Consider the following 26271-nt stretch of genomic DNA (forward strand, 5'->3'; position numbering starts at 1 on the left):
GGGCGGGGCGCCACTTCTAAAACCCCCCCCCCCCCCCCCCCGGCCCCCCGGGGGGCCCCCCCCCCCGGGGGGGCGGGCCCACCGCCCCGGGTCCACGACGGCGGTCGCGGACGCGCCGCGCGGCTGGGCCATCCCGGAGGGCGGCCCGGCGCTGCCGGCGCGGCGCGTCTCGGACGGCTGACCACCGCGTCAGGGCCGGACGTACAGCTCCCTGCCGAGCTGGGCGATCAGGCGGAGCGGCGAGGCGAGCCGGCAGCCGAGGTCGCGGGCCGCGGTGTCGACGGCCGCGAGCTGGCCGAGCACCGCCTCCCAGGGGGCGTCGCTCATCAGGCCCGCCACCGGCAGCGGGCAGGCGGCCAGCACCCAGCCGCGCTCGACGACGACGAACCCGCCCCCCATCCCCTCCAGCGCCCGGGCCGCGGTCAGCATGTCCGCGTCGCCGGCACCGACGATCACCACGTCGCCGGGGGCGGCCCCGGCGGTCGCCCCCAGCGCCCCGCGGGTGAGCCCGAGCCCGCGGACCATACCGACCCGCACGCGGTCGGCCCGGCCGGACCGGTCGAGCACCGCCGTCTTGAGCAGGTCGCGGGACGGGTCGGCGACGACGACGCCGTCGCGCAGGGTCGGTTCCACCCGGGCGACGGTCACCCGCGGCGGCTCCCCGCCCGCGCCGAGCGGCCCGAGCCCGACCGAGGACGCCGAGACCCTCGAAACCCCGATCGGGGCCGCCGGGCTGGTGGCGACGGCGGGGGCCCGCACGTCGACGATGGTGAGCCGGGTGTCGCGCCGGCCGCTCCAGTGCATGCAGGGTGAGGTGAACGAACCGGTGTAGAGGCCGGCGGGCAGGCGCACCGAGGACGACGCCCACGTCGGGGCCGGGTCGAAGTTGTCGAACAGCGCGCGGCCGCGCTCGGCCGCGATCCGCCCACCGGCCACCACGACGTCCGGGGGGAGCCGCGCGGTCAGGTCCTGCACGATCTGCAGGTCGGCGAGCCGGGCCGGAGCGATCGAGCCGAGCACGTGGTCGAGGCCGAAGGCACGCGCGGGGGTGAGGGTGGCCTCCCGGACGACACGGACGGCGGCGCCGCCCGCTCGGATCTCCTCCCGTACCCGGTCGTCGAGGTGATCGGAGATCAGACCGCCACCCACCGGCGGCATCTCGGCTCCGGCGGGCCCGCCGACGAGATGGGCGGCGCCCGGCAGGAACGCGGCGGGCCCGGCGCTCCCGATGAACGGGCCGGGCATCCCCGTCAGCGGGCTCACCTGCCGGGGGACGGCACGCGCGACGTCCACGGCCTCGACGGCGGCCTGGTGTGGCGCGGTGGCCTCGTACGGCGTGGTCGCTTCATATGGCCCGGTGGCGTCGTAGGGCGCGCTGCCCTCGTGCGGCGCGGCGGGACGGGACGGGACGGCGAGCCCGTCGCGGGTGCCGGCGGGGCCGCGGGGCAGGACACGCAGCGGTGTGCCGGTGCGCAGCACGAGCGAGCGGCCGCGCGGGCCGTGGATCTGCTCGATCTCGGCGAGGTCGGTCAGCACCGTCACCGTGCCGCGCGGAACGACGAGCCGGGCGAGCTCCCCCGGGCCGAGCAGCGTCCGCTCGACCGACGCGCGGGCGTCGACGTAGGCCGGGAGCACGAACCGGCCGGCCGCGTCCAGGCTGCGGCGGGCGCCCACGGCGCTCGGCCGGGTCACCGCGGCGATGTAGCGGCCGGCGATGAGAATGTCGCGCCGCATCATCTCGCCGGTCTGGACAACGAAGACCACCCCGCCACGGATCGCGAAGTCGGCCTCGGCGCGGCCGGTGGCGATGTCGCGCAGCCGCTCGAGCTCGTCCGGGGTGGGGGTGAGGGGCTCGCGCAGCGGAGTGGGCACCGTCACCGGGCGGGGGGCCCGGCTGCCGCGCGCGGCGCCCGTGCGGCCGGGGACGGGCGTCGCCCGGCGGCGGCCGGGCACCCGCGCCACCGCGGGCGCGGCGAGCGGCGGAAGCGACCGTAACGGCCCGGCAGGCACCACCCCCGGCGCCATCGACCCCGGCGCCATCGGGACCGGTGCCATCGGGACCGGAGCGGCCGGCCCTGGTGTCACCGGCACGGATGCGGCCGGGAGCGCGTGGGAGGGGACGGCGTCGACCGTACGGTCGACGTCCCGCTCAGCGGTCATGACGCCCTCCGGAACTCACCGGTCGACGCCGCCGACCGCCCGGCCACGGACCCGCGCAGCGAGCCCCGCGGCGGCCGGGCCGACCTCGACCCCGCCACGACGCGACCGCGCCCGCACGTTCCGACGCATTGCTGTACAACCGCATTCTCGTACGGGAGCGACACGTCGCGTGGTGGGGTGTCAGGAAGCAAGCAGTGCCAGGTGCGCCACATCACAGCCTGCGACCTGCGGTTGCGCACTCGGACGGCCGCCGGCTGCCCGCCGCGGGGTGCCACGCCGCTCACCCGCGCCGGGCCGGGTCGGGCCCGTACCGGGCGAGCACGACGGCCTCGGCGAGGCCCACCAGGGCGTAGACCGCGACGCTGGCGGCGGTGATCACGACCACCGAGGCCCACACCCCGCCGTAGTCGAACGTCTGTTGCGCGCGTTGCATGAAATAGCCCAGGCCCTTGCCGGTGGCCAGCCATTCCGCGAGCAGCGCGCCGATGATCGCGCCAGGTACGGAGATGCGCGCCGAGACGAACAGCGCGGGCAGGGAGCTCGGGAGCGCCACCTTGCGCAGCACCGTGAACGGCCCGCCGCCGTAGGCGACGACGAGGTCGGCGGCGGCCGCGGGCCCGGAGCGCAGCCCGAACACCAGGTTCACCAGGGACGGGAAGAACACGACGATCCCGGCGATCACCGAGACCGCCAGCAGGCCGCGGCCGAAGACGAGGGTGAGCAGCGGCGTCATCGCGACCAGGGGCACCGAGCGCAGCATCATCGCCACCGGCATCAGCGACTGCTCGACCGCGCGGTTCAGCACGAACGCGACGGCCACACCGAGCGCGGCGAGGGTGCCGGCGACGTAGCCGACCGCGGCGTCGCCGAGGGTGTGCCACAGGCCGTCCAGGATGACGGAACGGTTCTGGGCGGCGTCCGGCTCGGTGAACAGGTACTTCCAGACCGCCCCGGGGTCCTTGGCGACGAGGGCGTTGAGGTCGAAGACCTCGATGAAGGCGTACCAGAGCCCGACGATCACCGCGGTGGACGCGACGGCCGAGAGCAGGGTCCGCCCGGCCCGCGCGGCAATCGCCCCCGCCACCCGGCTGCCACGACCGCCGGACGATGCGGTGTCCGGCGTCACGGTGCTCATCGGGCGCCTCCAGGGTTACCGCGGGGGGCCCAGGGCGTCAGCAGCCGGGCCAGCAGCGCGGTCAGGGCGTAGCCGAGACCGGCGATGGCGGAGGCGACCAGGGCCAGCGCCCAGGTGCGCGGCACCTCCAGTGCCTGCTGCGAGTTGACCATGGCGATCCCGAGGCCGCGGTCGGCGCCGAGGAACTCGCCGATGATCGCACCCAGGATCGCGGCCGGCGCGGCGATCTGCAGCGCCGCGAAGGTGCTCGGCAGGGCGGCGCGCAGCCGGACGTAGCGCATCTGGTGGACGACGCCGCCGCCGCTGGCCCGGATCACGTCGAGGCTGGCCGGGTCGGCCGCGCGCAGGCCGAGCAGGGTGCCGACCAGCGTCGTGAAGAACACCGAGATCCCGGCCAGTGCCTTCTGCGGCGTGCTGCCGTCGAAGACCGTGGTCAGGATCGGGCCGATCGCGATGATCGGCAGGCAGTAGGAGGCCACCCCGATCTGGAGCAGCACCCGCTCGACGACGGGGACGCCGAAGAACAGCACCGCGAGGCCGATCGCCAGGCCGTTGCCGATGAGCCAGCCCTGGGCCGCGATCGACACGGTCGACCGGGCGGACGTCCAGAGCAGGCGATGGTCGTCCCACAGGGCGCGGACGACCTCCCAGGGCGTGGGCACGACGCTTCCGCGGTCGAGCAGCGTCACGGCGAGCAGCCACCACACGGCGACCAGGCCGACGACGCCGATCGTCCCGCCGAGCCACGCCGGCCGGGTCATCCGGCCTCCCCTGCCGTCGGGCCGGTACCGGCGAACAGGAGCGTGGACAGCTCGTCGTGCAGCTCGTGGAACCGGGCGGTGCGCAGCATCTCCGGGGTGCGCGGGCGCGGCAGGTCGATGTCGACGCGCGCCGCGACGCGCCCGGGGCGGGCGGTCATCACCGCGACGGTGTCGGAGAGGATGACCGCCTCGGGGATCGAGTGGGTCACCAGGACGGTGGTCGTCGAGCGTTCACTCCAGATGCGCAGCAACTCGAAGTTCAGGCGCTGGCGGGTCATGTCGTCGAGGGCGCCGAACGGCTCGTCGAGCAGCAGCACCTTGGGCTGCACGACGAGGGCGCGGGCGATCGCGACCCGCTGGCGCATGCCGCCGGAGAGCTGCGCGGGCCGGGCCCGCTCGAAGCCGGTCAGCCCGACGAGAGCGATCAGGTCACTGATGACCTTGCGTTCGGCCTTCAGACCGCTGACCTCAAGCGGCAGCCGGATGTTCGCCTCGACCGACCGCCAGGGCAGCAGGGCGGCGTCCTGGAAGGCGATGCCGAGGTGATGCGCCCGGCGGGCCACCGACGGCGCCTCGCCGTGCACCAGCGCCATCCCGGCCGTGGGCGCCTCCAGATCCGCCAGGATCCGCAGCACCGTGGACTTGCCGCAGCCCGAGGGGCCGATCAGCGTCAGGAACGAGCCCTCCGCCGTCGCGAGGTTGACGTCGTCGAGGGCCACGACGCGACCGCGGCCCATACGGAACTCCTTGCCGAGCCCGGTCACGCTCACACCGGACCCGTCGGGCGCGGCCGATGTCGTCATACGAGATCAGGCTTCTCCTGGTAGAGCTCCTTGATGATCGACAGGTCGAACAGCTCGTCGGCGGTGATGCTCACGCCGGCGATCCCGAGGGTGTCGATGTTCTCCGCGAGGAGCTCGTCGGTGACCGTGAACAGACCGTTCGCCCTGGTGTCGGCGGTGAGGATGAGCGCGTTCTGGTCCTTGCTCTCCAGGGTCTGCTCCTCCTCGTCCAGGCCGAGGTCCTTTCCGTAGACGGTCGCCGCGAGGTGCGCGCCAAGCGCGGGATCGGCCAGCGAGTCCTTCCATCCGCGGATCTCGGCGGTGAGCGCGGCCTTGATCTTGTCCCGTTCCCTGTCGATGGACTCGGTACGGACCATGTAGGTCTCGGAGACCAGCGGATAGTTGTGGTCGGCGAGCAGGAAGGTCGTCACCTCGAACCCTTTGACACGCAGCAGGTTCGGTTCGTTCGTGACGAAGGAGAACCAGCCGTCCACGGTGCCCGTCGTGAGCGGGAGCGGGTCGAACTCGACCGGCACCTTTTCGATCGACTTCGGATCGATCTTGTTCGCCTTGAGGAACGCCGACCAGACACTCTCATTGGTGGCCTGCACCCCGATCTTCTTGCCGACCATGTCCTGCGGGCCGGCGATGGGCTTGTCCGCCATGGAGACGATCGCGAACGGGTTCTTCTGGTACTGCGCACCGATGATCTTGATCGGCGCGCCGTTGAGGATGGCGTTGCCGGTGATGTCGGGCGCGGAGATGCCGATGAACGCCTTGCCGGTCGCGACGTCGGTGTCCTGTGGCGTCGCGGAGGGGCCACCGGCGATCATGTTGACCCCGGAGAAGCCCGCCGCCTTGTAGTAGCCCCGCTGATCCGCGATGTAGGCACCGGCGAACTCGGTGTTCTTGATCCAGGAGAAGCGGATGTCGAGGACACCGAGACCGCTGCTCGACGAGCCGCCGTCGCCACTGTCGTCGCCGCACGCGGCGAGCAGGCCGCCCCCGCCGAGCGCGAGCAGCGTCGCCCCGGCCGTCGCCCCCATTCCCCCACGGAGGAATCCGCGTCTGTCGAAACCCGTACTGCTGGCTGTTGCCACCGAACCCCCATCGACGCGCCCGCGACACCCCGTTCAGCCGTTCCCATCGACCTGTCAGGCGGTTCCACGGACGCTAGAAAGCAGGAGTATCGGACCTATCGCGGCCACGTGAACAGCCAGTTACCAGGCATCAGGGCCCGCTGAGCCCGGGGCGCCGGCCCATTTCACGACCGAGGTCGCCGAATACGAATACGAGGAGATCACCGATGTCATCTCGATGACATCTGCAGGAGCGCGGCGACTCTCACCCGGGCCGACTTCACCGAGTTGTTCTAGAACGGGGCAGACATCACCGACACTGACCTGAGCTGGGCAGATCCGACCCACGCCGAGCACACCGAGGCGGATCTCGCGGACTCCGGGCTTGTCGCGGCGGATCTCACGAGCGTGGTGGGTCTGACGGAAGTGCAGTTGGTGACGGCCTCAGGGAACGCCCGGACGCGCTCCACCGACTCCACGGAGATCGTCTGCCTGCTTCGCCCACTGCAGACAGAGCCGCTACGGCCGAGGACCGAGGCGAGGCCGAGGTGAGGGAGGGGGCAAGGCACGCCCGCCCGGCGGCGTGCGGGAAGCAGCTCCCGATCTCAGCGGTTCCGGAAACGCGGCGCCCAGCGGACCGGCCGGGCGAGCAGCGAGCTGGGAAAGCAGGTCCGCTGTCGGCACGGTGGAGTTCGTCCAAGGGGTCGCCAGAACTGGACGGGCCAGGTCGACTACCGCGTTCACCGCCTGCGTCTCGGTCTCGTCACGCGCCAGCGCGTGCACCCTGGCTGTCGCTGCGGCGAAGCGGTGGGACTCGCCGTGAGTCCACATCCGGGTCCGTTCCGAGTGGATCGCCGCCGCCGCCGCAGGTGGTCGCCGCCACGCACCATCAGGACTACGGCTGTTCAGGTAGAGAGCGGTGTTCCCGCGACGAAGCACACTGGTGACGTGCACGGGAACGGTGCCGACGTCGATGGCCTGCGCCTCGCGGAGGATCGCGCTGAAGCAGGCGTCGTGGATGGTCGCGTTGATCGGCCGACCGTGGCCGTGTGCGGCGACCTGCTTCCAGTACCGCTCCAACACACCCAGACGGCTCAGCGCGGCCGGGACAGCAAGAAACGCGACCTCGACACGATAGCCGGCGGCGGCGAACCGGCGAGCCGGGCCGTCGAACTCGTCTGGAAGCCGCATCGCCGATTCCATGAGCACATCGACACGCTGAGCAATGGCCCACTCCTGGGCTTTCTGCATCCACCGACGTCCGTCGAGACTGGTGTAGGCCCCGGCCGTGGTGTCGTCCGCCGCCATGAGCGACGGGTATCGCGGGTGGTAGGGCTTGAGAACGTCCAGGTCGATGGTGATCGCACCGCCGCGCCTGTTGAGCGCATGCCGAACCATCAGCGCGGTGTTGGTCTTGCCCGCGCCAGTCTGCGCGGCGATGAACACCACTACCGGTGCGGACTGCCTCGGCCGACCCGCGTACTCGGTCGAAACGATCAAATCCTGGAAAATCTGTTCGTTACGGGCCTCGGACAACCGGTAGCGGTTGCGGTCGACGTCAGCCACGAATCGACTGCAGGTAGCGCAGCGCCTCGGCCGCGGCGCGTCGTGTCTGTGCGATGGTCTCCGGCTGGTCGGGACGCAACGCCTGTCGCCGAGCCACGAAGGCCTGCAACTGCGCCCGCCAGGTCGTGATCTCTGTCTCGGTGAACGCTGCCGGCTCGTCAACGGCCGCCGACAACAACGAGGCATAGCCCCCAACGACCTGGTTGACCTCCTCCACCGCCGTCTCGCAGTCCGCGGCGGTTGCGTCGTCCCACACGAAGGGCGCGAGGCCACCCAACACTGTCTCGTCCTCGGCAGTCATAGCTGAATCCTTCCGCAAGAGCACTGGAAGCGCTCACGCCGCTCCTGAATTGCTACCGACCGACTGACGGCAGCTGACCGGCGACGCGCGAGCCCCATCTGCAGTGAGTCTGCCATCGCTTTGTCGACCCACAGACGAGCGTCCTGGTGATCGAGGCGTCGAGGTCGCGTAGGAGTCGCTCGTCACCTTGAAGAAGGTCAACGAACCCGAGGCGGTAAGGGCGAGTCCGACCGGCACTGAATTTGACGGCGTCGCCAACGTTGGCCAACAGCTCGTGGAGAGCACCTTTGGTGCTGAATTTCCCATCCCGACCTGACCACCAAGCAAGATCGCCGTCGGATGCCCCTGCGGGCAGGATGAGTTAAGAAACCCGGGGCGATCCGATCTCGAAAGATTTGCTCATGCTCTTCCGGGGCAGTGGTATTCTATCACGCCGATACGTACAGGCGCCGGGCACGGGGGCCGTATTCCCGGAGGACCCGGGCCGCGGTATCCGGTCCACCCACGAGCATCTGCCGCCGTTCAGCGGCCAACACGGCACTCTGTTCACGCAGAGCATTCACCTTGACATCGTCCCGACTGATCTTGATCTGCTTTGATGTCCAGGCGATCAACGACCCGAGTATCCACTCGGCTACCTCGAAGTCAGTGCCCTGCCCATAAGACCAGGTAGGCAGGCTGCACCCAAGTACCGGCCGACGCCCACTGCTGTGCGATTCGGACATCAACACCTCCGCTCTTTTAAAACTCCTTGACTCTGTTTATCACGGTCATGCCACTCGTGGCAGCCGGTGCGTCTTGACCTCGCCGGCCGTACTACTGATCGTCGACCGCCACCTCCACCAAACCCTTACTCGGACAGCCCCCGGTAAGACTCGGGCAGCCCCCAGTAAGGTCACCGATGCGGGCCGGCCCGGCGTAGGCACCGGCCAATACGCCGCAGCCGCGCGGGCGGCGGTGACTTGCAGCAGACGAGGGGTCGAGGCCCGGTCGGTGACCGAGGCGGGCTTAGCACTGGTAGGTCCGCGCCTTCGCCGCCGCACCGGCGGCAGGGGCCGGGTCGACTGCGGTAGACGTGGGCACCAGGCCGGCAGGAGGAGTGAAGTCAAATCGTTCACCTTCGGCGGCCAGGGGGCTGTCGCCCTGCTCGCCAAAGTCGTCCGCCCACCCCGATGGCCAGCGGGGTGGGCGCCGGCCAGTCCTCGGTGACCATGTCGTCGAACAACATCTGCCCCGCGATCCGTCCTGTGCCGGCTGCCGTCGCGCGGCGGCGCCGGTTGACCACGGTAACCGCATCCCTCACACAGATCGTATCGGTTGCGAGATGAACACCTTGCGTTGCCTGTGACGCAGGCGAATGCCATGCTCACCTGTAGGTGTATTGCGGAGGCTTGTTGATCCGGTTGGGGGCAAGACGTTGCCGGAGTGGCGCGGAACGTACAGCCCAGCGGGTGGGGGTGTTGCGGGGAGCAGTCGACCGTGTCGCCGCCCGCCTGCCGTGATCGGCAAGGTGCAGCGGACTCCCGCACCACCGCCCCCGTCGAACAGGAAGCCGTTGCTGTGACCCAGCCGTCCGACAGCCCGCCGTCCAGCTATCCGGATCCGATCCTCGACGCGATGCAGAACAGCGCGGAGAAAAGTGTCGCGGCCCTCACGGGAACGATCTACGCCGCCCAGTTCCTCGCGGCCCGCCGGGCCGCGGCAGTGCTCGAACCGAGCACCGAGGCCATGCGCGCCGGGGGTCCGGTCATCGACGGCCGGGTCTTCGCCCCCACCGCCCGCCCGTCACATCCCGCCGGCCGCGCGGACCAGCGCCGTGGGCGCACGGGTGCGTTTCCATCCCCGAGCTCCCCGCAGCGTCCGACCGGCGGGCGAGGGCAGGCGCCCCAGCGCAGTACCGCGACGTCGTCGCCCCGCCGGACCACCGGGCCGCGCCGGGGCTGACTGCGCTGCGTGTCAGTCGTCGTTGTTCGGCCAGCCGTCCGGTGGGGGGACGACGCGCAGGATCGGGTCGGGTTCGTGGGGGCGGCTGGTGCGGTCCGGTGAGCAGCGGGCGAACGGGCCGGAAGGAGAGAGCAGGCGGGGCCACTGGTGGTCGAAGTGGTCGCGTAGCCAGGTCGCGATCCCGAACTCGCCGTCCAGGCGTAGCGACTCGAACGCCCGCCACAGCGATTCCAGGCGCAGCACGGCCTCGCCGTGGTCCCACCACCATGGGCACCAGCGGAACTCCCCACCCAACGGTCGGGGGAACATCACCGCCAGGAACTCCGCGACGAACGACTCCAGGTCGGGGTAGCACAGCTGCGGTGGGTCGTCGCCCTCATCCGTGTCGCCGCTGTCGGGTGCGGCGCCGTTCGTCGCCGCGGCGGTGAGCGCGGCGTCGTGGTCGGCGAGGGTGCGTTCGACAGCGGCGAGCCGCACCACCAGGTCGTCGTCGGTCACATCTGCTCCAGGGACGTGGCTGCCTGCGGGTCGGAGGCGGCTGCGGGCGGGGCGGCGCGGTCGGTGATGTGCGCGGTGGCCGCAGTGATCGCCGCGGTGATCTGGGCGCGGTGCGGGCCGGTGTACCAGGGGCGTAGGGCGATCGCGGCAACTCGGGTGCCGGTGGCCAGCAGCAACGCCCGGCCCTTGGGCAGGGCGCGGATGTCGGCGGGGTCGAGGATCCGCTGCCGCCGGGCGGAGATCGACACGCTCACGCCCTGGGTGGAGTGGCTGACCGACTCGGTGGGCACGTCGTGTTCCCCGACGAGTTTGGACAGGTCCTCGGCCAGGCGGGGGTCGTCGATGCCCGCGCCGATGATTTTGATGGTGGCGGCCGACCACAGGGCGTCCATGCCGGGTTCGCCCCACACCCGCACTCCTTGACGGTAGGACTGCAGGATCGTCATCGGCACGATCCCGCGTGACCCGAGGTGGGAGTACAGGTCGGGCAGGTCGGCGATCTTGCAGATGTTCGCGGCTTCGTCGAGGACGAGCAGCAGCGGCGGGTCGAGGCGGCCGCCGTGCGCTTCGGCGCGGCGTACCCCGGCGCGCACGACCTGGTCGGTGAGGGCTGCGACCAGTGGGGAGGCGGCTCCCTCGTCGGTTTTTGACATCAGGTACAGCGCGTCGCGGCCGGCGGTGAAGGTGGCCACGTCGAGTTCGCGGTCGACGTGGCCGGGGGTGACCCAGCGCAGGATCCGGTCGTTGCGTAGGCAGCGGGCGGCGGCGCGGGCGGTTTCGTAGACGCCTTCGCGGGTTTCCGGGGCGCCGGACTGGCGGCCGCGTAGCCCGGCGGCGACGGCGGGGTATCCGGCGCCGGCGAGTGCCTCGGCGGGGATCGGGGAGCCGGAGTCGTTGAGCCAGGCGTAGACGTCGGTGAGGTCGCGGTCGGCGACGGCGGCGGCGAGCAGGAGGCTGGCGAGCAGGTCGCCGGCGGCGGCCATCCAGAAGTCGCCGGAGCCGCGGTCCCCGCGGACTTCCTGTAGGAAGTGGCCGGCGAGCCGGTCGGCGTCCTCGATGCCGCTGATGGCGGCCAGTGGGTTCCACCACCAGGTCTGTTCGGCGTGGGCGATCTGCTGCGGGTCGAACGTCCACACGCCCCGCCCGGCCTGCGTGCACAGTGCGGCGGTGGCCGCCCACAGGTCCGCTTTGTTCCCGGTCGCGACGACCGCGCCGGGGGCGGCCAGTGTCATCGGGATCGCCAGTGCGGTGGTTTTGCCTGAGCGGGGGGCCATGAACGCGACCGCGACGTCCTCCCAGCTGCCGCGCAGCACCGGCCCGCGGGGCAGCAGGTCCCCCACGACCCAGCCGGCGGCGTCGGCGGGCAGCGCCCGGCGGTCGACACCGGCCAGGGAGGGCCGTAGTGCCCGTGCCCGTGCCTCGACCCCGGCTGGGGCGAGCGGGGCGACGTCGGTCGGGTGCGCCATCGACGGCAACGCCAACCGCCAGGTCTGCCCCCGTCGGGCCCGCCCCCGCCAGCGGCGTACTGCCAGGCCCACGCCGATGCCGACCGCGATGGCGACGGCGCCCATCAGCACGCCGAACACGGCGATCCACCCCCGCGACACTCCCGGGCAGGCCGAGCCCGGCTGGCCATTGAGCAGGTGGCCGAGGAAGTCGGTGAACCCGGTGACCTGGCCGCCGCCGGCCGCGGCGGCCAGGCGCACCGTCATCCAGGCCAGCCATGCCAGTCCCCCCGCGCCCCATCCGGCGGCGAGCACGACCCAGGGCAGGACCCCGGTGCGCGGCGTCGGGGTGCCGCTCACCGTCGGGTGTCCGGGTGGGTGCGGCGGATGGCCTGGTCGGAGTCGTACAACGCGACCTCCGCGGGCAGCAGGGTCATCTGGACCGGGATCCCCAACCGCCCCCCGGTTTTGATCATGTATTTGCCGCGGCCGGGGTGCCGCCCGCCGGGCTGCCAGGAGTCCGGCGCCGACCAGGAGGCGATCATCTGCCACTCGGCGTCGGTGAGCGGGGTGATCTCCTGCACGCGGCCGAGTTCGCGTGGTGGCAGCCCAGCCAGGACGGTGATCGCCGCCCGGTCGACGAACCCGCGGGCCTTGGCCCGGTCCTCCTCGGTGGCCAGCGCGTCGAGGTCCGCCAATGAATGAGTGATCATCAGGCTGGCCATTCCCTTGGCGCGGTTGAGCCGGGTGAGGGCGTCGGCGTGTTCGACCAGCCCGGGGGCGCCGCGCAGCGCCCGCCACAGCTCGTCCATCACCGCCAGGTAGGTGCGCCGCGGGCCGGCGCCGACCTCGGCCAGGGCTGCGGCGGCGTCGACCGCCCCGTGCCCATACGCCCAGGTACACAGCAGCGCGGCGGCGAGCAGGGTGTCCCCGGCCGCGCCGACACGGGAGATGTCCACGCTCACCGCCGGCGCGTCCAGGTCGATCGGGGTGCTTGTCGGCCCGTCGAACACCCCCGCCAGGCTGCCTTCGCACAGCAGGGCGAGGGAGGCGACAAGGTCGTGGACGCGATGTTGGTAGGCGACCGGGTCGTCAGTGCGCGCCGCCGCCCGCAGCTGGTCGGGGCCTTCGTCGAGCACGCGCAGCACGTCGGGGACGGTCGGGTCGGCGATCCGGGTGTCGAGCAGGTCCACCGCCCGACCCAGGATGACCTCCTCGACATTGAGGACCCGGTCCCCGCGCACCAGGCTGATCAGCGCGAGGAGCAGCGCCAGACGCCGCCCGCGGACCTCCCAACGCAGCGCGGCGGCCGCGTGCGGGTCCATCCCGGCCAGCACCTGACCCAGCGGGCCGGCGTCGAGGGGATTGATGCGGTCCAGGCCGCGACCCACTTTGATGATCTGTCCGCCGAGGTGGGCGATGTGCGCGACGTAGTCGGGTTTGGTGTCCCCGAGGATCAACGCCCGGGTGCCGGCGGCCACCATCCCAGTGATCAGCCGGTGCGACAGGGCGGACTTGCCGACCCCGGGCTGGCCGAGGACGAACATGCCCGGATTCGTCGTCAGCCCGGCGCGCAGCCACGCCAACGGGTCCAGGCACACCGTCTCCCCCCACAGCATGTGCCGCCCGACCGGCACCCCCTCCACCGGCGACCCCGACCCGGCAACGAACGGGAACAGCCCGGCGATCTGCACGGTGGTGCCCTGGAACTCGTCCGCGGCGATCACATGGGCGGCGCGTCCCCCGCCGCGCATCCGCCAGCCCCACGGCGGTGGCAACGCGGTCCTGGCGGCGGCCGGCATCGTCTCCCCCGGTGCCAGCGTTGCCGGCGGCGGCAGTACGACCAGATTTCGGGCCGGGGGCTGGGCGGAGGTGTGTCGGCCGCGGCGGCGGTTCAGTGCGGCCACCGCGTCGCCAGCACCGCCGGATGCAGCCCGCACGGCAACGTCGCGGCGAACCCCGCCGCCTGCGCCCCGTACAGCCGGCGTAGTCGGATCTTCGCCGAGTCCGCGCGGGTCTCCACATCCGACGCCGCTTTCACCAGGTCGGCGGGGTCGAGCACCGTCGTGGTCACATACATCGACATCAGCACCACCCCGGCGCCCTGGGCCTCCTCCCGGGCCGCGCGGGACGCCGCCGCGGCGTCCACACTGTCGCGGGCCTGCGGGTCCCGGCCGGTCCGCGCCCGGTAGGAGGCCCGGAACGACGCCGCGTTCACCTCGGTCTCCAACAGCCGCGCCGCCGCGCCGGCGGCCAGCGGCCGGTACAGCATCGTCGTCCGTGTCGGCCACGCCCCCGGAGCGAGCAGCCGCGACAACACGTCGGCGTGGACCAGCTGGCGGGGTGCCTCCCGCCAGCCCCACGACGTCGAGGTCCCCGAGTCGTGCCGGTAGGCATCCCACGTCTCCTGCGCGGCGACCGGCCCGGCATCCGCCCAGCTCAACAGCTCCCGGCCTGGAGCCGTGCCGTCCAACAACCGGCCGACCTGCCCGCGCGCCGCCGGGTCGAACGCGACCCGCACCGCCCCGGCCAGATCCGCCGCCGACGCCCGGCCCAGCACCGTCACCCCGCACCCACCCAGCCCGGTTTCCAAGCCGTCGAGCAGGCGGGAGAACTCCACCGCGGTATCGAGGACGGTGCCCGGCCGGGTCGGGGAGAACCGCGGATCGAACGTGATCGAAATGCGGGTGTCGACATCGGCGGCGCTGTACGGCGCCGCCGCCACGAGATCGGTCACGATCGCCCGCGCCGCCGCCGGCGCCTGCGGATCCAGCCCGCCGACTACCCGGTCCCGCAACGTCGACCCCGGATCCGGGGCGGTGTCCACCGTGACCGCCACCCAGCGCACCGCCGGCACATAGCCCAACCCGGCCAGCCAGCCACCCCACGCCGCCACCCAGCCGTCCGCATCCGACCCCGCCAGCCACGTCGAGGTCGCCGCCACCCGCACGGTGGCCGTCACCAGGCCGCTGTGCCGGTCCCACACCAGCCCGAACCGACCCCCGGCCCCGTCCTCCACATCCACCAGCACCATCGGCGCCAGCACCCCGGGCAGCTGCCACGCCCGGGGATGCTCCACCAGCACCCCGCCCGTCAACCGCGTCCACCCGCGCGCCACCGCGACCTGCCAACGCACCTGCCCGACGATCCGATGCGTCAACGGCACGCCATCCCAACGTGCGACCATCAGCCCCACCCCGAGGGCCAGCAGCGGCCCGACCACCACCAGCAACACCGGTGCGGCGGTGGCCAGGATCAGCGCGAACGTCACCGCGCCGAGCACCGCCATCGTCTGCCCCGTCGACAGCCCCATCAGGCCCAGGCCGCGGCGACGCCGCCAGCCGCCATAGGTGCGAACCGGCGGCTGCTCGGTCACCTGGCCGTCCCCGACGGGCCCGTCTCAGGCGGACCGAACGCCCCCGCGGCTTTGTCCCGGGCCGCCTGCCCTGCGGTCATCCCTGCCTGCGCCGCCATCCCGGCGACACCTCCAGCCGCACCGGCTGCGGCACCCCCTCCCGCGGCGCCGGAAGGCCCGCCACCACCAGGACCGCCGGGTGTTCCACCACCAGGACCGCCGGGTGTTCCACCACCAGGACCGCCACCGCCGTCACCAGAACCGGGACTGCTGTTTCCGGGAGCGGCACCGGTCGGTCCCTGCTGAGGCCGCAGATGATCGGCATGCTGGTTCGCCGACCAGCCGCCCGCGGGCTGGCCGCCGCGCATGCTGGACAGCCCCTGCAACGCGAACCCCGCAGACATCAGCAACTGACCGGTGCCACCGGAACTCGTGACCTCTCCGGTGGCCCAGGTGAACATTCGCATCAGCACCGGCAACGCCACGATCGAAAGGACGATCATCGCGTAGCCGGCGATCGCCGTCCTGATGTCCTCGCCTTTCCCCGCCAGGGTGAACGCCGCCGCATAGACCAACGCCGCAGCCGGCTTGTAACAGACCATTGCCAGCAGCCAGCCGGATATCCGTGGCAGCCACCCCGCCGTCGCCTTGGTCATCTGCCCGGCCGCGGCCAGTTGCAGAACCCCCAGCAGGATCAGCACAGCCCCATCCCGGAAGATCATGAGAACGCCCTGGACCAGCGCGGACGCCAACGCCAGCAACCCCAAAGCGATCTTGATACCGACCGTTGGGCCGAAGGGCCCTCCGGACAGCGTGAGCAGCGCCGTCGTCCGATCCGCGAAGTCGCCGTCATCCAGGGCCTGATCAATCACCCACACAGACATCTCGTCGCCAGCGGTGACCGCCAGCGCGACCAGGGTGGTACCGGTCGCCGTCGCCACCGCATAAGCGGTGAGCCCGCGCCCTACCTGCACCAGCGGGTTACCTTTGCGTTCGATTGCCAGCCGGATACTCTGCACGAAAATTCCACCTACTAGCATCGCCACCACGATCGGGAACAACGACCCCCGGATCATCCCGATCGTCTCGTGCTCGCCGAGAACATCCGCCGAGCCCTGCCGGGCCCAGAGAGTCATCGTGTTCTTGACCGTCCATTCAATCGAATCCGCGAGCATGTCGGCGAAGAAATCGAAGACCTTGGATGCGGTGCCTTCAGCGGCATCTGTGATGGCACTTTTTGTCTGGCAGATGGGGTCGAAGGGCAGACACACAGCGGTCTCCGCTCAGCGGGTGAAAGGTAGGTAGGTCGAGGTATCGCGTGCCGGGCCTCCCGCCGATGCCCAGTCGCCGCCTGCTGGGGCGATGACCCGCCAGTCGTCGTCAATCCAGCGCAGGTCCACCTGAACCGCGGCCGACACCAGATCACCGTTCTCGGAAACCTGGGAGATCAGGTAGTGCATCGTCACCTGATCCGGGGAGTAGGAGTCCACCCTCCATCCGTCCAGCGACGAGTCGGATCCGGCGATACGCTGCCCCGGCTTCGGCACGCTGCTGCTCCCGTCGCGCCGTGCCGCGGCCAGCAGTGCAGGCTTGTCCACTCCGACCACCTGGCTGCTGATCGTCGGTTCGTACACCGGCGCGCCGAGATTCGGGGCTGTGCGGTAGGCGATGTTCACCGCGGCGAGCACGGCGCCCAGCGGGGAGTGCGCGAATCCCGAGGCGAGATCTCCCTCCATCGTCCGGGGCCCGGCGGTGGGGCTTCGGGGCAGCCTCAACCCGCCCAAATAGTCGTACATCTCCACATCGCGGTTATCGATGGACGGCAAACCCGAGGTCGTCTCCTGCGCCGGCAGCGATGCGGTGGCCGATCCCGGCACGACTGCGGCCGTCGCCCTCGTCCCAGGAGGCACCGGGGTGTCGTCCCCGCGGCTGCCGATCACCACCCCGACCAGGATCCCCACGGCGAGCACGACAATCGCGCCCACGACGACGGCGGGTCGACGGGTCATACGAACGCCGAGACCAGAGCCGGGGCCGCCACAGCCAGCGACACAGCCAGCAGACCCCAGGGCACCCCCATGGCGCCCTCGACGGCCATCGCCGACCGGTTACGCCGCCCGATCCCCATCATGATCGCGCACCACAACAGCCCGGCCACCCCGGCGACGAACGCACCCCACTTCAGCCAGCTCAACGCGGTATTAACCGCCTCGCCCAACCCCGGCGGTGCTTCGACGTCGGGGTTCGGCACGTCCTTATCAATCGCCGGATCCGTTACCTGCCCCGTGCCATCGGCCGGCTGCGCGAGTAGCTGGGGCGCGGCTAGGGCCGTCAGCATGTGCACCTGCAGGGACTCCAGCACAGCCCTATGTCTCCTTCTCGAGTGCACGGTGGATCCGTTCCACCGCCACGGTGATCGCCGGGGCCAGCGGTTCGGCCAACGGGTCGTCCACGTATCGCCAGCGCGGCACGTACGGCAACCGCACGACCGTCCCGACCCGGTCGGCCAGCAGCCGCACCCGGGCGGTGACCGCCTGTGGTTCCGGCCACGGGCCGTCTCCCACCACGACCAACACCCGCGGGACCACCCCCGCCGCCCGCGCCGCGGCCACCGTGTCCACCGCCACCTGTGCTGCCTGCGCGGTGCCGCGGGTCACCAGCACCGTCGGCCAGCGCCGCAGATGCGCCCGCCCCCAGTCGGTCACCAGCGACAGGTCCACAGCGGGTTCCAGCAGCCGGGCGAGCGTCGTCGTGCCGGCGCCGCCGTGACAGCCCACCACCGCCACCACATCCCGATCCGCGTGCGCCGCCGGGGCGTCACGGGGTGTCGCTGACGGTGTCCATCCCGACCCGGGAACGCCAGGGCGGCGACGGTGCGACGCAACCGTCACCCAGCCCCCCACGTCCCAACGCCGGAAAGAGATGATCTGAACACGTAATGAGGTCAGCCCTTACGCTCTATGTCAGGATGGTCACCGGTCAAGCGATTTGACGGGTGTTGTGCATATCGCCCCGAACGTCACTGGATGTGCAGGCGCGGGGATCAAGCCTGCCCGACCACCCCGGCCAGTTCTCCTTCGACGACCTGGCCGACGCACCTGACCCCAGCCCACAGCGCCGAGATGGTCGTCCATTCCTTACGGCGCTCTGACGCAACGGGTGCGTGTAGGCTTCGCGCTCGTGCTGCTGAGCCCGCATGAACAGGAACGCCTGCTCATCCATGTGGCGGCCGGTCTGGCCCGGGAGCGCCTCGCACGCGGGCTGCGCCTCAACTATCCGGAGGCGACCGCGCTGCTCACCTCGTTCCTGCTCGAGGGCGCGCGGGACGGGCGCACGGTCGCCGATCTGATGGCGGCCGGGCGGGCCGTGCTGACCCGCGACGACGTCATGGAGGGCGTGCCGGAGATGCTGGCCGAGGTCCAGGTCGAGGCCACCTTCCCGGACGGCACGAAGCTCGTCACCGTCCACCAGCCGATCCCTTGATCCCCGGCGAGATCGTCACCGCGCCCGGCACGGTGCGGTTGAACCCGGGCCGGCCGACCCGGATGCTGGTCGTGCGCAACACGGGCGACCGGCCCGTCCAGGTCGGGTCGCACTATCACTTCGCCGCCGCGAACCCGGCTCTCGACTTCGACCGCGAGGCCGCCTGGGGCTACCGGCTGGCCGTCGCGGCGGGCACCGCCGTCCGGTTCGAGCCCGGGGTCGAGCGCGAGGTCGAGCTGGTCGCCCTGGCCGGCGCCCGGATCGTCCCGGGGCTGCGCCCGGAGTGGGCCGGCCCGCTCGACGGCGACCGTGGCCGTGACGATGACCGTGGCGGCGACGGCGACGGCGACCGTGAGGGGAACGGCAGTGAGTGAGCTGGAGCGGTCCCGGTACGCCACCCTGTTCGGGCCGACGGTGGGCGACCGGATCCGCCTCGCGGACACCGACCTGTTCATCGAGGTCACCGACGACCTCAGTCGCGGCCCGGGCGGCATGGCCACCGGCGACGAGGCGGTGTTCGGCGGCGGCAAGGTCATCCGCGAGTCGATGGGCCAGGCCCGCGCCACCCGCGCGCAGGGCGCACCCGACCTGGTGATCACCGGCGCGGTCGTGCTGGACCACTGGGGGGTCGTCAAGGCCGACGTCGGCATCCGGGACGGGCGGATCAGCGCGCTGGGCAAGGCCGGCAACCCCGACACCATGGACGGCGTCCACCCGGATCTGGTGATCGGCCCCGGCACGGAGATCATCGCGGGCAACGGGAAGATCCTCACCGCGGGCGCGGTCGACACCCACGTCCACTTCATCTGCCCGCAGCAGGTCCCCGAGGCGCTCGGCACGGGCGTCACCACGCTCATCGGCGGCGGCACCGGGCCGGCGGAGGGCACCAAGGCGACGACCGTCACCGCGTCGCCGTGGAACCTGCACCGGATGATGTCGGCGATGGACGGCTGGCCGGTCAACGTCGCCCTGCTCGGCAAGGGCAACACGGTCAGCGAGGACGCGATGTGGGAGCAGCTGCGCGCCGGCGCGGCCGGCTTCAAGCTGCACGAGGACTGGGGCACCACCCCGGCGGCCATCGACGCCTGCCTGCGCGTCGCCGACGCCTCCGGGGTGCAGGTGGCGCTGCATTCCGACACCCTCAACGAGGCCGGATTCGTCGAGGACACCCTCGCCGCGATCGCCGGCCGGGCGATCCACGCCTACCACACGGAGGGTGCCGGCGGCGGGCACGCGCCGGACATCATCACCGTCGCCTCGTTCGCGAACATCCTGCCGTCGTCGACGAACCCCACCCGGCCGCACACCGTCAACACCCTCGACGAGCACCTCGACATGTTGATGGTCTGCCACCATCTGAACCCGTCGGTGCCCGAGGACCTGGCGTTCGCGGAGAGCCGCATCCGCCCGTCCACGATCGCGGCCGAGGACATCCTGCACGACCTGGGCGCGATCTCGATGATCGGCTCGGACTCGCAGGCGATGGGCCGCGTCGGCGAGGTCGTCACGCGGACCTGGCAGACCGCGCACGTCATGAAGCGCCGCCGCGGCACGCTGCCCGGCGACACGGCCGCCGACAACAACCGGGCCCGGCGCTACGTCGCCAAGTACACGATCTGCCCGGCGGTGGCGCACGGCCTGGACGCCGAGATCGGGTCGGTGGAGGCCGGGAAGCTGGCCGACCTGGTGCTCTACGAGCCGGCCTTCTTCGGGGTGCGGCCGTCGCTGGTCCTCAAGGGCGGTTTCATCGCGTGGGCGGCGATGGGCGACGCGAACGCCTCGATCCCGACCCCGCAGCCGGTGCTGCCGCGGCCCATGTTCGGCGCCGCCCCCGGCCCGGCCGCGGCGAGTTCGCTGATGTTCGTCGCGCCCGCGGCGCTGCAGGACGGCCTCGACGAGCGGCTGGGCCTGGCGAAGCCGATGGTCGCCACGGCGGACGTCCGCCGGCGGGGCAAGGCGGACCTGCCGGAGAACACCGCGACGCCGGACATCCGCGTCGACCCGGACACCTTCACCGTGCGCATCGACGGCGAGGCGGTGGAGGCGGCTCCGGCCACCGAACTGCCCATGGCCCAGCGGTACTTCCTCTTCTGAACCTGCCTCTCGTCCAGGGCCGGCGGCGCCCGCCGGGGATGGCGCGCGGCCGGGTTTCGGACCTCCGGGGGCTTGACCCACGGCCGCCGCCGTGCCCGCAGCCTGTAGTGGTCCCGTCTCGGCGTGTCGCCGCCGGAACGCGGGGCCGGTCGGGAATCATGTGCTGTGCCGCCCCTGACCCGGCTCACGAAAGGCACCCCGATGGACGCGACCACGCCCCGAAAAGCCCGGGCCCGGGCCACCGTGCCCATCGTCGCGCCGACCAACTACAACGACTTCTCCCAGCCGGTGGACCGCCTGCGCGACGGCATTCCCATGCTGGTGGACCTCGAGCACGGCGGCGAGACCCTGGAGCGCCGGTTCCTCGACTTCGCCGCCGGCGCCGTCTACGCCCTGGCCGGGCACATCGAACGGATCGCCCCGCACGCCTACCTCGTCGTGCCGGCGGGCGTGGAGCTGCCCGTCGAGGACGTCCACCACCTGCGGGAGACGTACCTCGGGCGCGGCCACAGCACCGCGCCCGGCATCAGCGTGCGGCGTTCTTGACGAACTGCGGGCGGTAGGACGACTCGTCCCCGGCGAGGTACGAGCCGCGCACGTGCCGGCGCACGGCCGAGTCGTCGGTCGCCCGTGCCGCCGCGTGCCAGGTGTAGGCGTCGTGGAGCAGGACGTCGCCCCGGTCGGCGTACACCGCGATCTCGCCGGGGACCTTCTCGAACCCGAGCGGCATCTCGAACGGCGGCGGCGTGTCGGTGTACCCGCAGGCCGGGCGGGCGTCGGCCGGGACGGCCACACCGTTGATGTTGCGGTACGGGGCGGGTGTGGCCCACTGGTGGCTGCCGGGCACCATCCGCAGGAAGCCGTTCGCCGGGCTCGTTGCGTCGATGTGGATGGTGAACGCCAGCCCGGGCCAGATGTCCAGGCTGGGCATCGCCTGCCAGTCGGAGTGCCACCCGATGCGGCTGTAGCCGGACTCGCGGCCCGGGCGGGCGTCCTGGTAGATGATGCCGGCCTTGTCCGAGTCGTTCAGCCAGATTCCCGGGCCCGCCCCGGGACCGATCAGGTTACGGACGACGTCCACCAGCACCGGATGGGCCGCCGCCGCGCGCACGGACGGCGCGAGCTCCTCGACGTGCTCGACGTAGTTGACGAAGCGCGCGGCCTTGCCGGCGTCGTCGAGGTACTGGGTGGAGCCGTGGCGAGCGGGAAGACCACCGGAGAGCACGCCGGCCTGGGCGGCGGCGCACTCGGTCTCGATCTGGGTGGTGAGCGGCTCGCCCAGGACGTCGCGGAGGATCACGAACCCGTACCGCCGGTAGAACGCCACGATCTCGTCCAGATCGAGCTCGCCCGGATCAGGCTGGCCCGGATCGAGCCCGGCGGCCGCCACCGGCGGGGCGGCGTCCGTGGGCCGAAAGGCCCCCAGCTCGGCGAACGGTGTGAGCACGGACGATCCCATCGATTGCCTCCAGCGGCACGTCGGACGGTGCCGGACAGATGTCGGGCGGATGCCTGGCGGTGTGGCCAGGTGCCTGACGATGTGAGCGGATGCCTGACGGCGTGGTCAGCGGCGACCGGACCGGTGCGAGCTGGAGCCGCCGGCGGTGCCGCTCGAGCTCGACGTCCGCCGCTCGCACTCCCACTCGTGGTCGTCATCATCCCATTCGGCCACGTAGCCGGCCCGGCAGCTCGGCTTCGGCGGGCGGTCCGAGCAGGCGGCCAGTCCTGAGGACAGTCCCAGGACCGTGACCAGGGTGAGCGCGACTCGGGCGCTGATGCCCCCGGGCCGCGCGGGTCGCCCCGAGCTCAGAACAGACACGGTCATCCCCCATCTCCGACGCGGCCGGACCGCTGCCGGCCGCATTTCAGGCCTGCCGCCGGCTCCGCGGCGACGGCCGCAAACGCTGCCATATCCGGGAGCTCACGATGGTGGATCTGTCGCCGACGTGACCTGCTGCCGGACCCGGTCCGGCGGTCGATTGCGACGGCGCACGCGATCCGGACCGCCGGCCCGGGCCGGGGGCACAGGGCGTGGTGGGCAAAGATAGGCGGATGGACGCGGACCCACCAATGACAGGTCACGTGGAGGCACGGGCAGCGCTGCTGCTCCTGGCCGACGGGCGTCTACCCGCCGGCGGGCATGCCCACTCCGGAGGCGTCGAGGCCGCCGTGCTCGACGGGAGCATCACCGGACTCAGGGACCTCGCCGAGTTCCTTCGCGGCCGCCTCGCGACGTCCGGGCTGCTCGCCGCGTCCTTCGCGGCGGCGGTGTGCCGGTCGGTCCGTGCGGCCGGCCCCGCTACCGAGCTGGCGGCGGACGTCCTCGCCGTCTTCGAGGCCGAGGTCGACGCCCGCACGCCCTCGCCCGCCCAGCGGGCCGCCAGCCGCGCGCAGGGCCGCACCCTGATGCGGGTGGCCCGCGCGGCCTGGGCGGTCCCGGCGCATCCGGCGGCGCCACACCACTGTGTCGCGCTCGGCATCGTCGCCGCCGCGGCCGGGCTCGAGCCGCGGGACGCGGCGCTGGCGGCCGCCCACGCGTCCGTCAACGGCCCGGCGACGGCGGCCGTCCGCCTGCTCGGGCTCGACCCGCTGGCCGTCACCGGTGTCCTCGCCGAGATCGCCGCCGAGGTCGACCGCATCGCGGCGGCCGCCGACACGGCGTCGGCGCTGCGCGCCCCGGAGCGCCTGCCCGCCGGGAGCGCGCCCCAGCTGGACCTGCTGGCCGAACGGCACCGCACCGCCGAGGTCCGGATGTTCACCTCCTGATGGAGCTACCGGGTCAGCGGGCGGCGGGCCGCGCGCTGGCGGCGAAGGCCGCCGCGGTCAGCTCCCGGAAGCAGCGCAGGGCGCCCTCGCCCTCCAGATGACCGGAGATCTCCAGGCTGACCGCCCCGTGGGCGGCGGCGTGCAGGAGACGGGCGACCGGCTCCGGATCGTCGCCGCCGAGCAGCCCGGCGGCCATCGCGTCGCGCACCGCGTCGACGAGGACGGCCAGGCTCGCGCGCGCCACCCCCAGCGACTCCGGGCCGGGCTCGTAACCGGGCACGGCCCGCTCGAACATGACGGCGTAGAACGACCGGTCGGTGAGCGCGCTGCGCCGGTAGGCGTGGGCCAGCTCGTGCAGGCGGACGAGCGGGTCGGCTGCCACGACGGCCTCGAGCCGGGCCCGCAGCCGCTCGAACCCCTCCCGGTAGAGCGCGTCGGCCACGCCGTCCTTGCCGCCGAAGACCGTGTAGAGCACGGTGGTCGACGCGCCGATCGCCGTGGCGACACGCCGCATCGTCAGCGCCTGCGGGCCGGCGCTGACCAGCAGCTCGGCGGCCGCCTCGACCGCCTCCCGCCGCAGCGCCTCCCCCGCCGCGGCACGGGAACGGCGGCCGGCCCCGTCCGCGGCCCGCCCCCGGGCACACGCGCGCGCCCCCCCCCCCCCCCCCCCCCCCCGGCCCCGCGCCCCCCCCCGGGGGGGGGGGGGGGGGGGCCGCCCCCCCCCCCCCCCCGCCGCGGGCGGCGGGGGGTGCCGCCCGGGAACGGCTCGGCTCCTGGCGCGCCTCCCGCGATTGGCCGCCAGTGCCCACCGGCACCACCGGCCAGCACCACCTGGCGGTGCCGCTGGCGACCTTTACCGCGGCGTCGCTGCCACGGAACCGAACCGTTCCGATGCAGTAGACGACCGAGTCGCCTGATTCGTTGTCCTCCGTCCGGAAACTATTGTGGGAATCGTGACGAGGGTTACGCCGCCCTCGCGCGCGCGGGCGCACACCCGCAGGTCACCGAGGAACGATCCGGCCACATTCGGCGACAGATGTCACGCTTCGGCCAAATCCTGTCGCAACCAGTCGGGGCCGCAGCGCGTCAGACCTGTTGACGGGTTACCTCAAGGGCCGCGAGCCTCCGGGGGCTACCGCACGCCCGATCCATGTCACGACGGCAACACAATCCGACAACAACCACCAGTTGTGTCTGGTTGTGTCTTCCGGTCGTGCCTGGCGACCCGTCGCCGACCTCCGCCCGGTCACCCTCCAGCCGGGCGGAGGCCTCGGCAGCCCCGATCGCAGCCCCGACGCACCAACCAGCCACGCCCCGAGCCCGAGCCGCCCGGCCCGGGGGGGGGGGGGCCCGCCCCCCCCCCCCCCCCCCCCCCGCCGCCTTTAGCCGCGCGTCGCCCGCCGACGCCGGCACAGCCCGGGAGGCAGCATGACCGCAACGGACGAACGCACCCTCGGCGGCACCGCGGGCGGCGGGCCGCGCCCGCTGGAGGGGCTGCTCGTCGTCGGTCTCGAGCAGGCCGTTGCGGCACCGATCGCCACCCGGCACCTCGCGGACATGGGTGCCCGGGTGGTGAAGGTCGAGAACCCGCGCGGCGGGGACTTCGCGCGCCACTACGACGGCGCGCTCAACGGGATGGCGGCCCACTTCGTGTGGGTCAACCGCGGCAAGGAGTCGCTGACCCTCAACCTCACCGACCCGCGGGGAGCCGAGGCGCTCGAGCGGCTGCTGGGCCGGGCCGACGTCCTCATCCAGAACCTCGCCCCCGGGGCGGCGGCCCGGCGCGGCCTGGCCGCCGAGCAGGTGGTCGCCCGCCATCCGCGGATGGTCGCGGTCGACATCTCCGGCTACGGCGAGGGCGGTCCGCTGTCCCACAAGCGGGCCTACGACCTGCTGGTGCAGTCCGAGGGCGGGTCGTGCTCGGTGACCGGCGAGCCGGGCCGGCCGGCGAAGGCGGGCATCCCGATCATCGACCTCGCCACCGGGATGTACGCCCTGAGCTCGATTCTCGCGGCCCTCTACGCCCGCCGGGAGACCGGGCGCGGCTCGGCGATCTCGCTCAGCCTCTTCGACGTCGTCACGGAGTGGATGGGCTACTCCCTCAACTTCACCATGGGCACCGGTGTCGAACAGCAGCCGGCCGGGGTGGGCTCGCCCGCCGTCGCGCCCTATGGCGCCTACCCGACGGCGGACGGCCAGACCGTCGTCCTCGGCACCACCAACGACCGGGAATGGCAGCGGCTGGCCCGCACCGTCCTCGACCGGCCCGACCTGGCGGACGACCCGGCCTTCGCCGGCAACGCCGACCGGGTGCGCGAACGCGCCCGCCTCGACGAGGTGATCATCGCCTGGTCGAAGAGCGTCACCCTCGTGGAGGCCCAGGAGATCCTGGACAACGCCGAGCTCGGCAACGCCCGCCTCAACGGTGTCCAGGACGTCCTGGACCACCCGCACCTGCGTGAACGCGACCGCTGGCAGGAGGTCTCGACCCCCACCGGCACCGTCCAGGCGCTGCTGCCCCCGCCGATCGCCGCCGAGTGGACGCCCCCGATGGGCGCGGTCCCCGCCCTCGGTGAGCACACCGACGCCCTCCTCGCTGAGCTGGGCTACCCGACCGAGGAGATCGCGGCCCTGCGCCGCGACCGGGTGGTGTAACGCTCGCCCCGCACCCGAGAGCACGGGTGCGGATCGCCACCTTTCGGGCAAAACACTCGAAGCTCCGGGTAGCCTGCTCGCCCTTTCGTTTCGTCCTCGCCGTTTCGGGGGTCGATCCCGGGGGAATCCGGTCCGAAAGGGCGAGAAGGAGAGTAAAGGGCGAGCAGGCTGGCCCCGGAACCCCCGTGCCGGCTTCCGCGGAGCATCCACCCGGAAAGCCGAAGGGCCTTCTCGCGGGAACCGGAAC

Annotated in this window: 25 protein-coding genes; 7 read left to right on the forward strand and 18 right to left on the reverse strand. The window is 72.4% G+C overall.

Going from position 1 to position 26271, the window contains the following annotated elements; genetic code table 11:
* Positions 1-189: 189 nt before the first annotated feature.
* The 7 genes from MXD62_RS28545 to MXD62_RS28575 all read right to left on the reverse strand — a co-directional run bounded on the left by MXD62_RS28545 (position 190) and on the right by MXD62_RS28575 (position 7784).
* Entirely contained in the window at positions 190-2160 is a 1971-nt protein-coding gene (locus MXD62_RS28545) for an adenine deaminase C-terminal domain-containing protein (RefSeq protein WP_248832485.1), read from the reverse strand.
* A gap of 280 nt (positions 2161-2440) precedes the next feature.
* Positions 2441-3295 (reverse strand): ABC transporter permease subunit, encoded by an 855-nt coding sequence (locus MXD62_RS28550; protein WP_248832486.1) that lies wholly within the window; start codon positions 3293-3295, stop codon positions 2441-2443.
* Complete coding sequence (locus MXD62_RS28555; protein WP_248832487.1) at positions 3292-4056, reverse strand: ABC transporter permease subunit; 765 nt, start codon at positions 4054-4056, stop codon at positions 3292-3294. The genes MXD62_RS28550 and MXD62_RS28555 overlap by 4 nt, the downstream gene beginning before the upstream one ends.
* A complete protein-coding gene (locus tag MXD62_RS28560) occupies positions 4053-4859 on the reverse strand; it encodes an ABC transporter ATP-binding protein (protein ID WP_248832488.1) in 807 nt (268 codons plus the stop codon). Before MXD62_RS28560 ends, MXD62_RS28555 begins: the two co-directional genes overlap by 4 nt.
* A complete protein-coding gene (locus MXD62_RS28565; RefSeq protein ID WP_248832506.1) occupies positions 4856-5884 on the reverse strand; it encodes an ABC transporter substrate-binding protein in 1029 nt (342 codons plus the stop codon). The genes MXD62_RS28560 and MXD62_RS28565 overlap by 4 nt, the downstream gene beginning before the upstream one ends.
* A gap of 552 nt (positions 5885-6436) precedes the next feature.
* Entirely contained in the window at positions 6437-7483 is a 1047-nt protein-coding gene (locus MXD62_RS28570) for a zeta toxin family protein (protein ID WP_248832489.1), read from the reverse strand.
* A complete protein-coding gene (locus tag MXD62_RS28575) occupies positions 7476-7784 on the reverse strand; it encodes a hypothetical protein (RefSeq protein ID WP_248832490.1) in 309 nt (102 codons plus the stop codon). Before MXD62_RS28575 ends, MXD62_RS28570 begins: the two co-directional genes overlap by 8 nt.
* Before the next feature lie 1560 nt (positions 7785-9344).
* On the opposite strand from MXD62_RS28575, the gene MXD62_RS28580 reads away from it, so the two are divergent.
* The gene (locus MXD62_RS28580) at positions 9345-9728 is read left to right on the forward strand and encodes a hypothetical protein (protein ID WP_248832491.1); all 384 of its coding nucleotides are present in this window, start codon (positions 9345-9347) and stop codon (positions 9726-9728) included.
* Positions 9729-9740: 12 nt separating this feature from the next.
* On the opposite strand, the gene MXD62_RS39425 is transcribed toward MXD62_RS28580, so the two are convergent.
* From MXD62_RS39425 to MXD62_RS28620, 8 genes are read right to left on the reverse strand one after another with little or no spacing between them, the layout of a single operon-like run.
* Positions 9741-10226 carry a DUF4913 domain-containing protein gene (locus tag MXD62_RS39425; RefSeq protein WP_248832492.1) on the reverse strand — a complete coding sequence of 162 codons (486 nt, stop codon included), beginning with the start codon at positions 10224-10226 and terminating at the stop codon, positions 9741-9743.
* Positions 10223-12031 (reverse strand): type IV secretory system conjugative DNA transfer family protein, encoded by a 1809-nt coding sequence (locus tag MXD62_RS28590; RefSeq protein ID WP_248832493.1) that lies wholly within the window; start codon positions 12029-12031, stop codon positions 10223-10225. Before MXD62_RS28590 ends, MXD62_RS39425 begins: the two co-directional genes overlap by 4 nt.
* On the reverse strand, positions 12028-13578 hold the full coding sequence (locus MXD62_RS28595; RefSeq protein ID WP_248832494.1) for a hypothetical protein: 1551 nt from the start codon (positions 13576-13578) through the stop codon (positions 12028-12030). Before MXD62_RS28595 ends, MXD62_RS28590 begins: the two co-directional genes overlap by 4 nt.
* Entirely contained in the window at positions 13566-15047 is a 1482-nt protein-coding gene (locus tag MXD62_RS28600; RefSeq protein WP_248832495.1) for an SCO6880 family protein, read from the reverse strand. The genes MXD62_RS28595 and MXD62_RS28600 overlap by 13 nt, the downstream gene beginning before the upstream one ends.
* On the reverse strand, positions 15044-16297 hold the full coding sequence (locus tag MXD62_RS28605; RefSeq protein WP_248832508.1) for a hypothetical protein: 1254 nt from the start codon (positions 16295-16297) through the stop codon (positions 15044-15046). The genes MXD62_RS28600 and MXD62_RS28605 overlap by 4 nt, the downstream gene beginning before the upstream one ends.
* Before the next feature lie 12 nt (positions 16298-16309).
* Positions 16310-17035 (reverse strand): hypothetical protein, encoded by a 726-nt coding sequence (locus tag MXD62_RS28610; RefSeq protein WP_248832496.1) that lies wholly within the window; start codon positions 17033-17035, stop codon positions 16310-16312.
* Positions 17032-17388: a hypothetical protein gene (locus tag MXD62_RS28615; protein ID WP_248832497.1), complete on the reverse strand. Its 357-nt coding sequence runs from the start codon at positions 17386-17388 to the stop codon at positions 17032-17034. The genes MXD62_RS28610 and MXD62_RS28615 overlap by 4 nt, the downstream gene beginning before the upstream one ends.
* Before the next feature lie 4 nt (positions 17389-17392).
* Positions 17393-17806: a hypothetical protein gene (locus tag MXD62_RS28620; protein ID WP_248832498.1), complete on the reverse strand. Its 414-nt coding sequence runs from the start codon at positions 17804-17806 to the stop codon at positions 17393-17395.
* A 400-nt stretch (positions 17807-18206) separates the two neighbouring features.
* Between MXD62_RS28620 and MXD62_RS28625 the strand changes: the two genes are divergently transcribed.
* The 4 genes from MXD62_RS28625 (at position 18207) to MXD62_RS28640 (ending at position 21149) form a co-directional block, all read left to right on the forward strand.
* Positions 18207-18509 carry an urease subunit gamma gene (locus MXD62_RS28625; protein ID WP_248832507.1) on the forward strand — a complete coding sequence of 101 codons (303 nt, stop codon included), beginning with the start codon at positions 18207-18209 and terminating at the stop codon, positions 18507-18509.
* Complete coding sequence (locus MXD62_RS28630; RefSeq protein ID WP_248832499.1) at positions 18506-18883, forward strand: urease subunit beta; 378 nt, start codon at positions 18506-18508, stop codon at positions 18881-18883. Before MXD62_RS28625 ends, MXD62_RS28630 begins: the two co-directional genes overlap by 4 nt.
* Positions 18876-20603: an urease subunit alpha gene (locus MXD62_RS28635; protein ID WP_248832500.1), complete on the forward strand. Its 1728-nt coding sequence runs from the start codon at positions 18876-18878 to the stop codon at positions 20601-20603. The genes MXD62_RS28630 and MXD62_RS28635 overlap by 8 nt, the downstream gene beginning before the upstream one ends.
* A 201-nt stretch (positions 20604-20804) precedes the next feature.
* A complete protein-coding gene (locus MXD62_RS28640) occupies positions 20805-21149 on the forward strand; it encodes a cell division protein SepF (RefSeq protein ID WP_248832501.1) in 345 nt (114 codons plus the stop codon).
* Here the strand turns inward: MXD62_RS28640 and MXD62_RS28645 are convergent.
* Both MXD62_RS28645 and MXD62_RS28650 read right to left on the reverse strand, forming a co-directional pair.
* On the reverse strand, positions 21130-22062 hold the full coding sequence (locus MXD62_RS28645) for a phytanoyl-CoA dioxygenase family protein (RefSeq protein WP_248832502.1): 933 nt from the start codon (positions 22060-22062) through the stop codon (positions 21130-21132). The genes MXD62_RS28640 and MXD62_RS28645 overlap by 20 nt on opposite strands.
* Positions 22063-22167: 105 nt before the next feature.
* On the reverse strand, positions 22168-22428 hold the full coding sequence (locus MXD62_RS28650) for a hypothetical protein (protein WP_248832503.1): 261 nt from the start codon (positions 22426-22428) through the stop codon (positions 22168-22170).
* A gap of 245 nt (positions 22429-22673) precedes the next feature.
* Here MXD62_RS28650 and MXD62_RS28655 point away from each other — a divergent pair, with 245 nt between their 5' ends.
* A complete protein-coding gene (locus MXD62_RS28655; protein ID WP_248832504.1) occupies positions 22674-23369 on the forward strand; it encodes an urease accessory protein UreF in 696 nt (231 codons plus the stop codon).
* Between the two features lie 13 nt (positions 23370-23382).
* On the opposite strand, the gene MXD62_RS28660 is transcribed toward MXD62_RS28655, so the two are convergent.
* The gene (locus MXD62_RS28660) at positions 23383-23949 is read right to left on the reverse strand and encodes a TetR/AcrR family transcriptional regulator (RefSeq protein ID WP_285224222.1); all 567 of its coding nucleotides are present in this window, start codon (positions 23947-23949) and stop codon (positions 23383-23385) included.
* An 848-nt stretch (positions 23950-24797) separates the two neighbouring features.
* On the opposite strand from MXD62_RS28660, the gene MXD62_RS28665 reads away from it, so the two are divergent.
* Complete coding sequence (locus MXD62_RS28665) at positions 24798-26024, forward strand: CaiB/BaiF CoA-transferase family protein (RefSeq protein WP_071066739.1); 1227 nt, start codon at positions 24798-24800, stop codon at positions 26022-26024.
* Positions 26025-26271 lie beyond the last annotated feature (247 nt).

This window comes from Frankia sp. Mgl5, from assembly GCF_023242985.1.
GTDB classification, from domain to species: Bacteria; Actinomycetota; Actinomycetes; order Frankiales; family Frankiaceae; genus Parafrankia; species Parafrankia soli.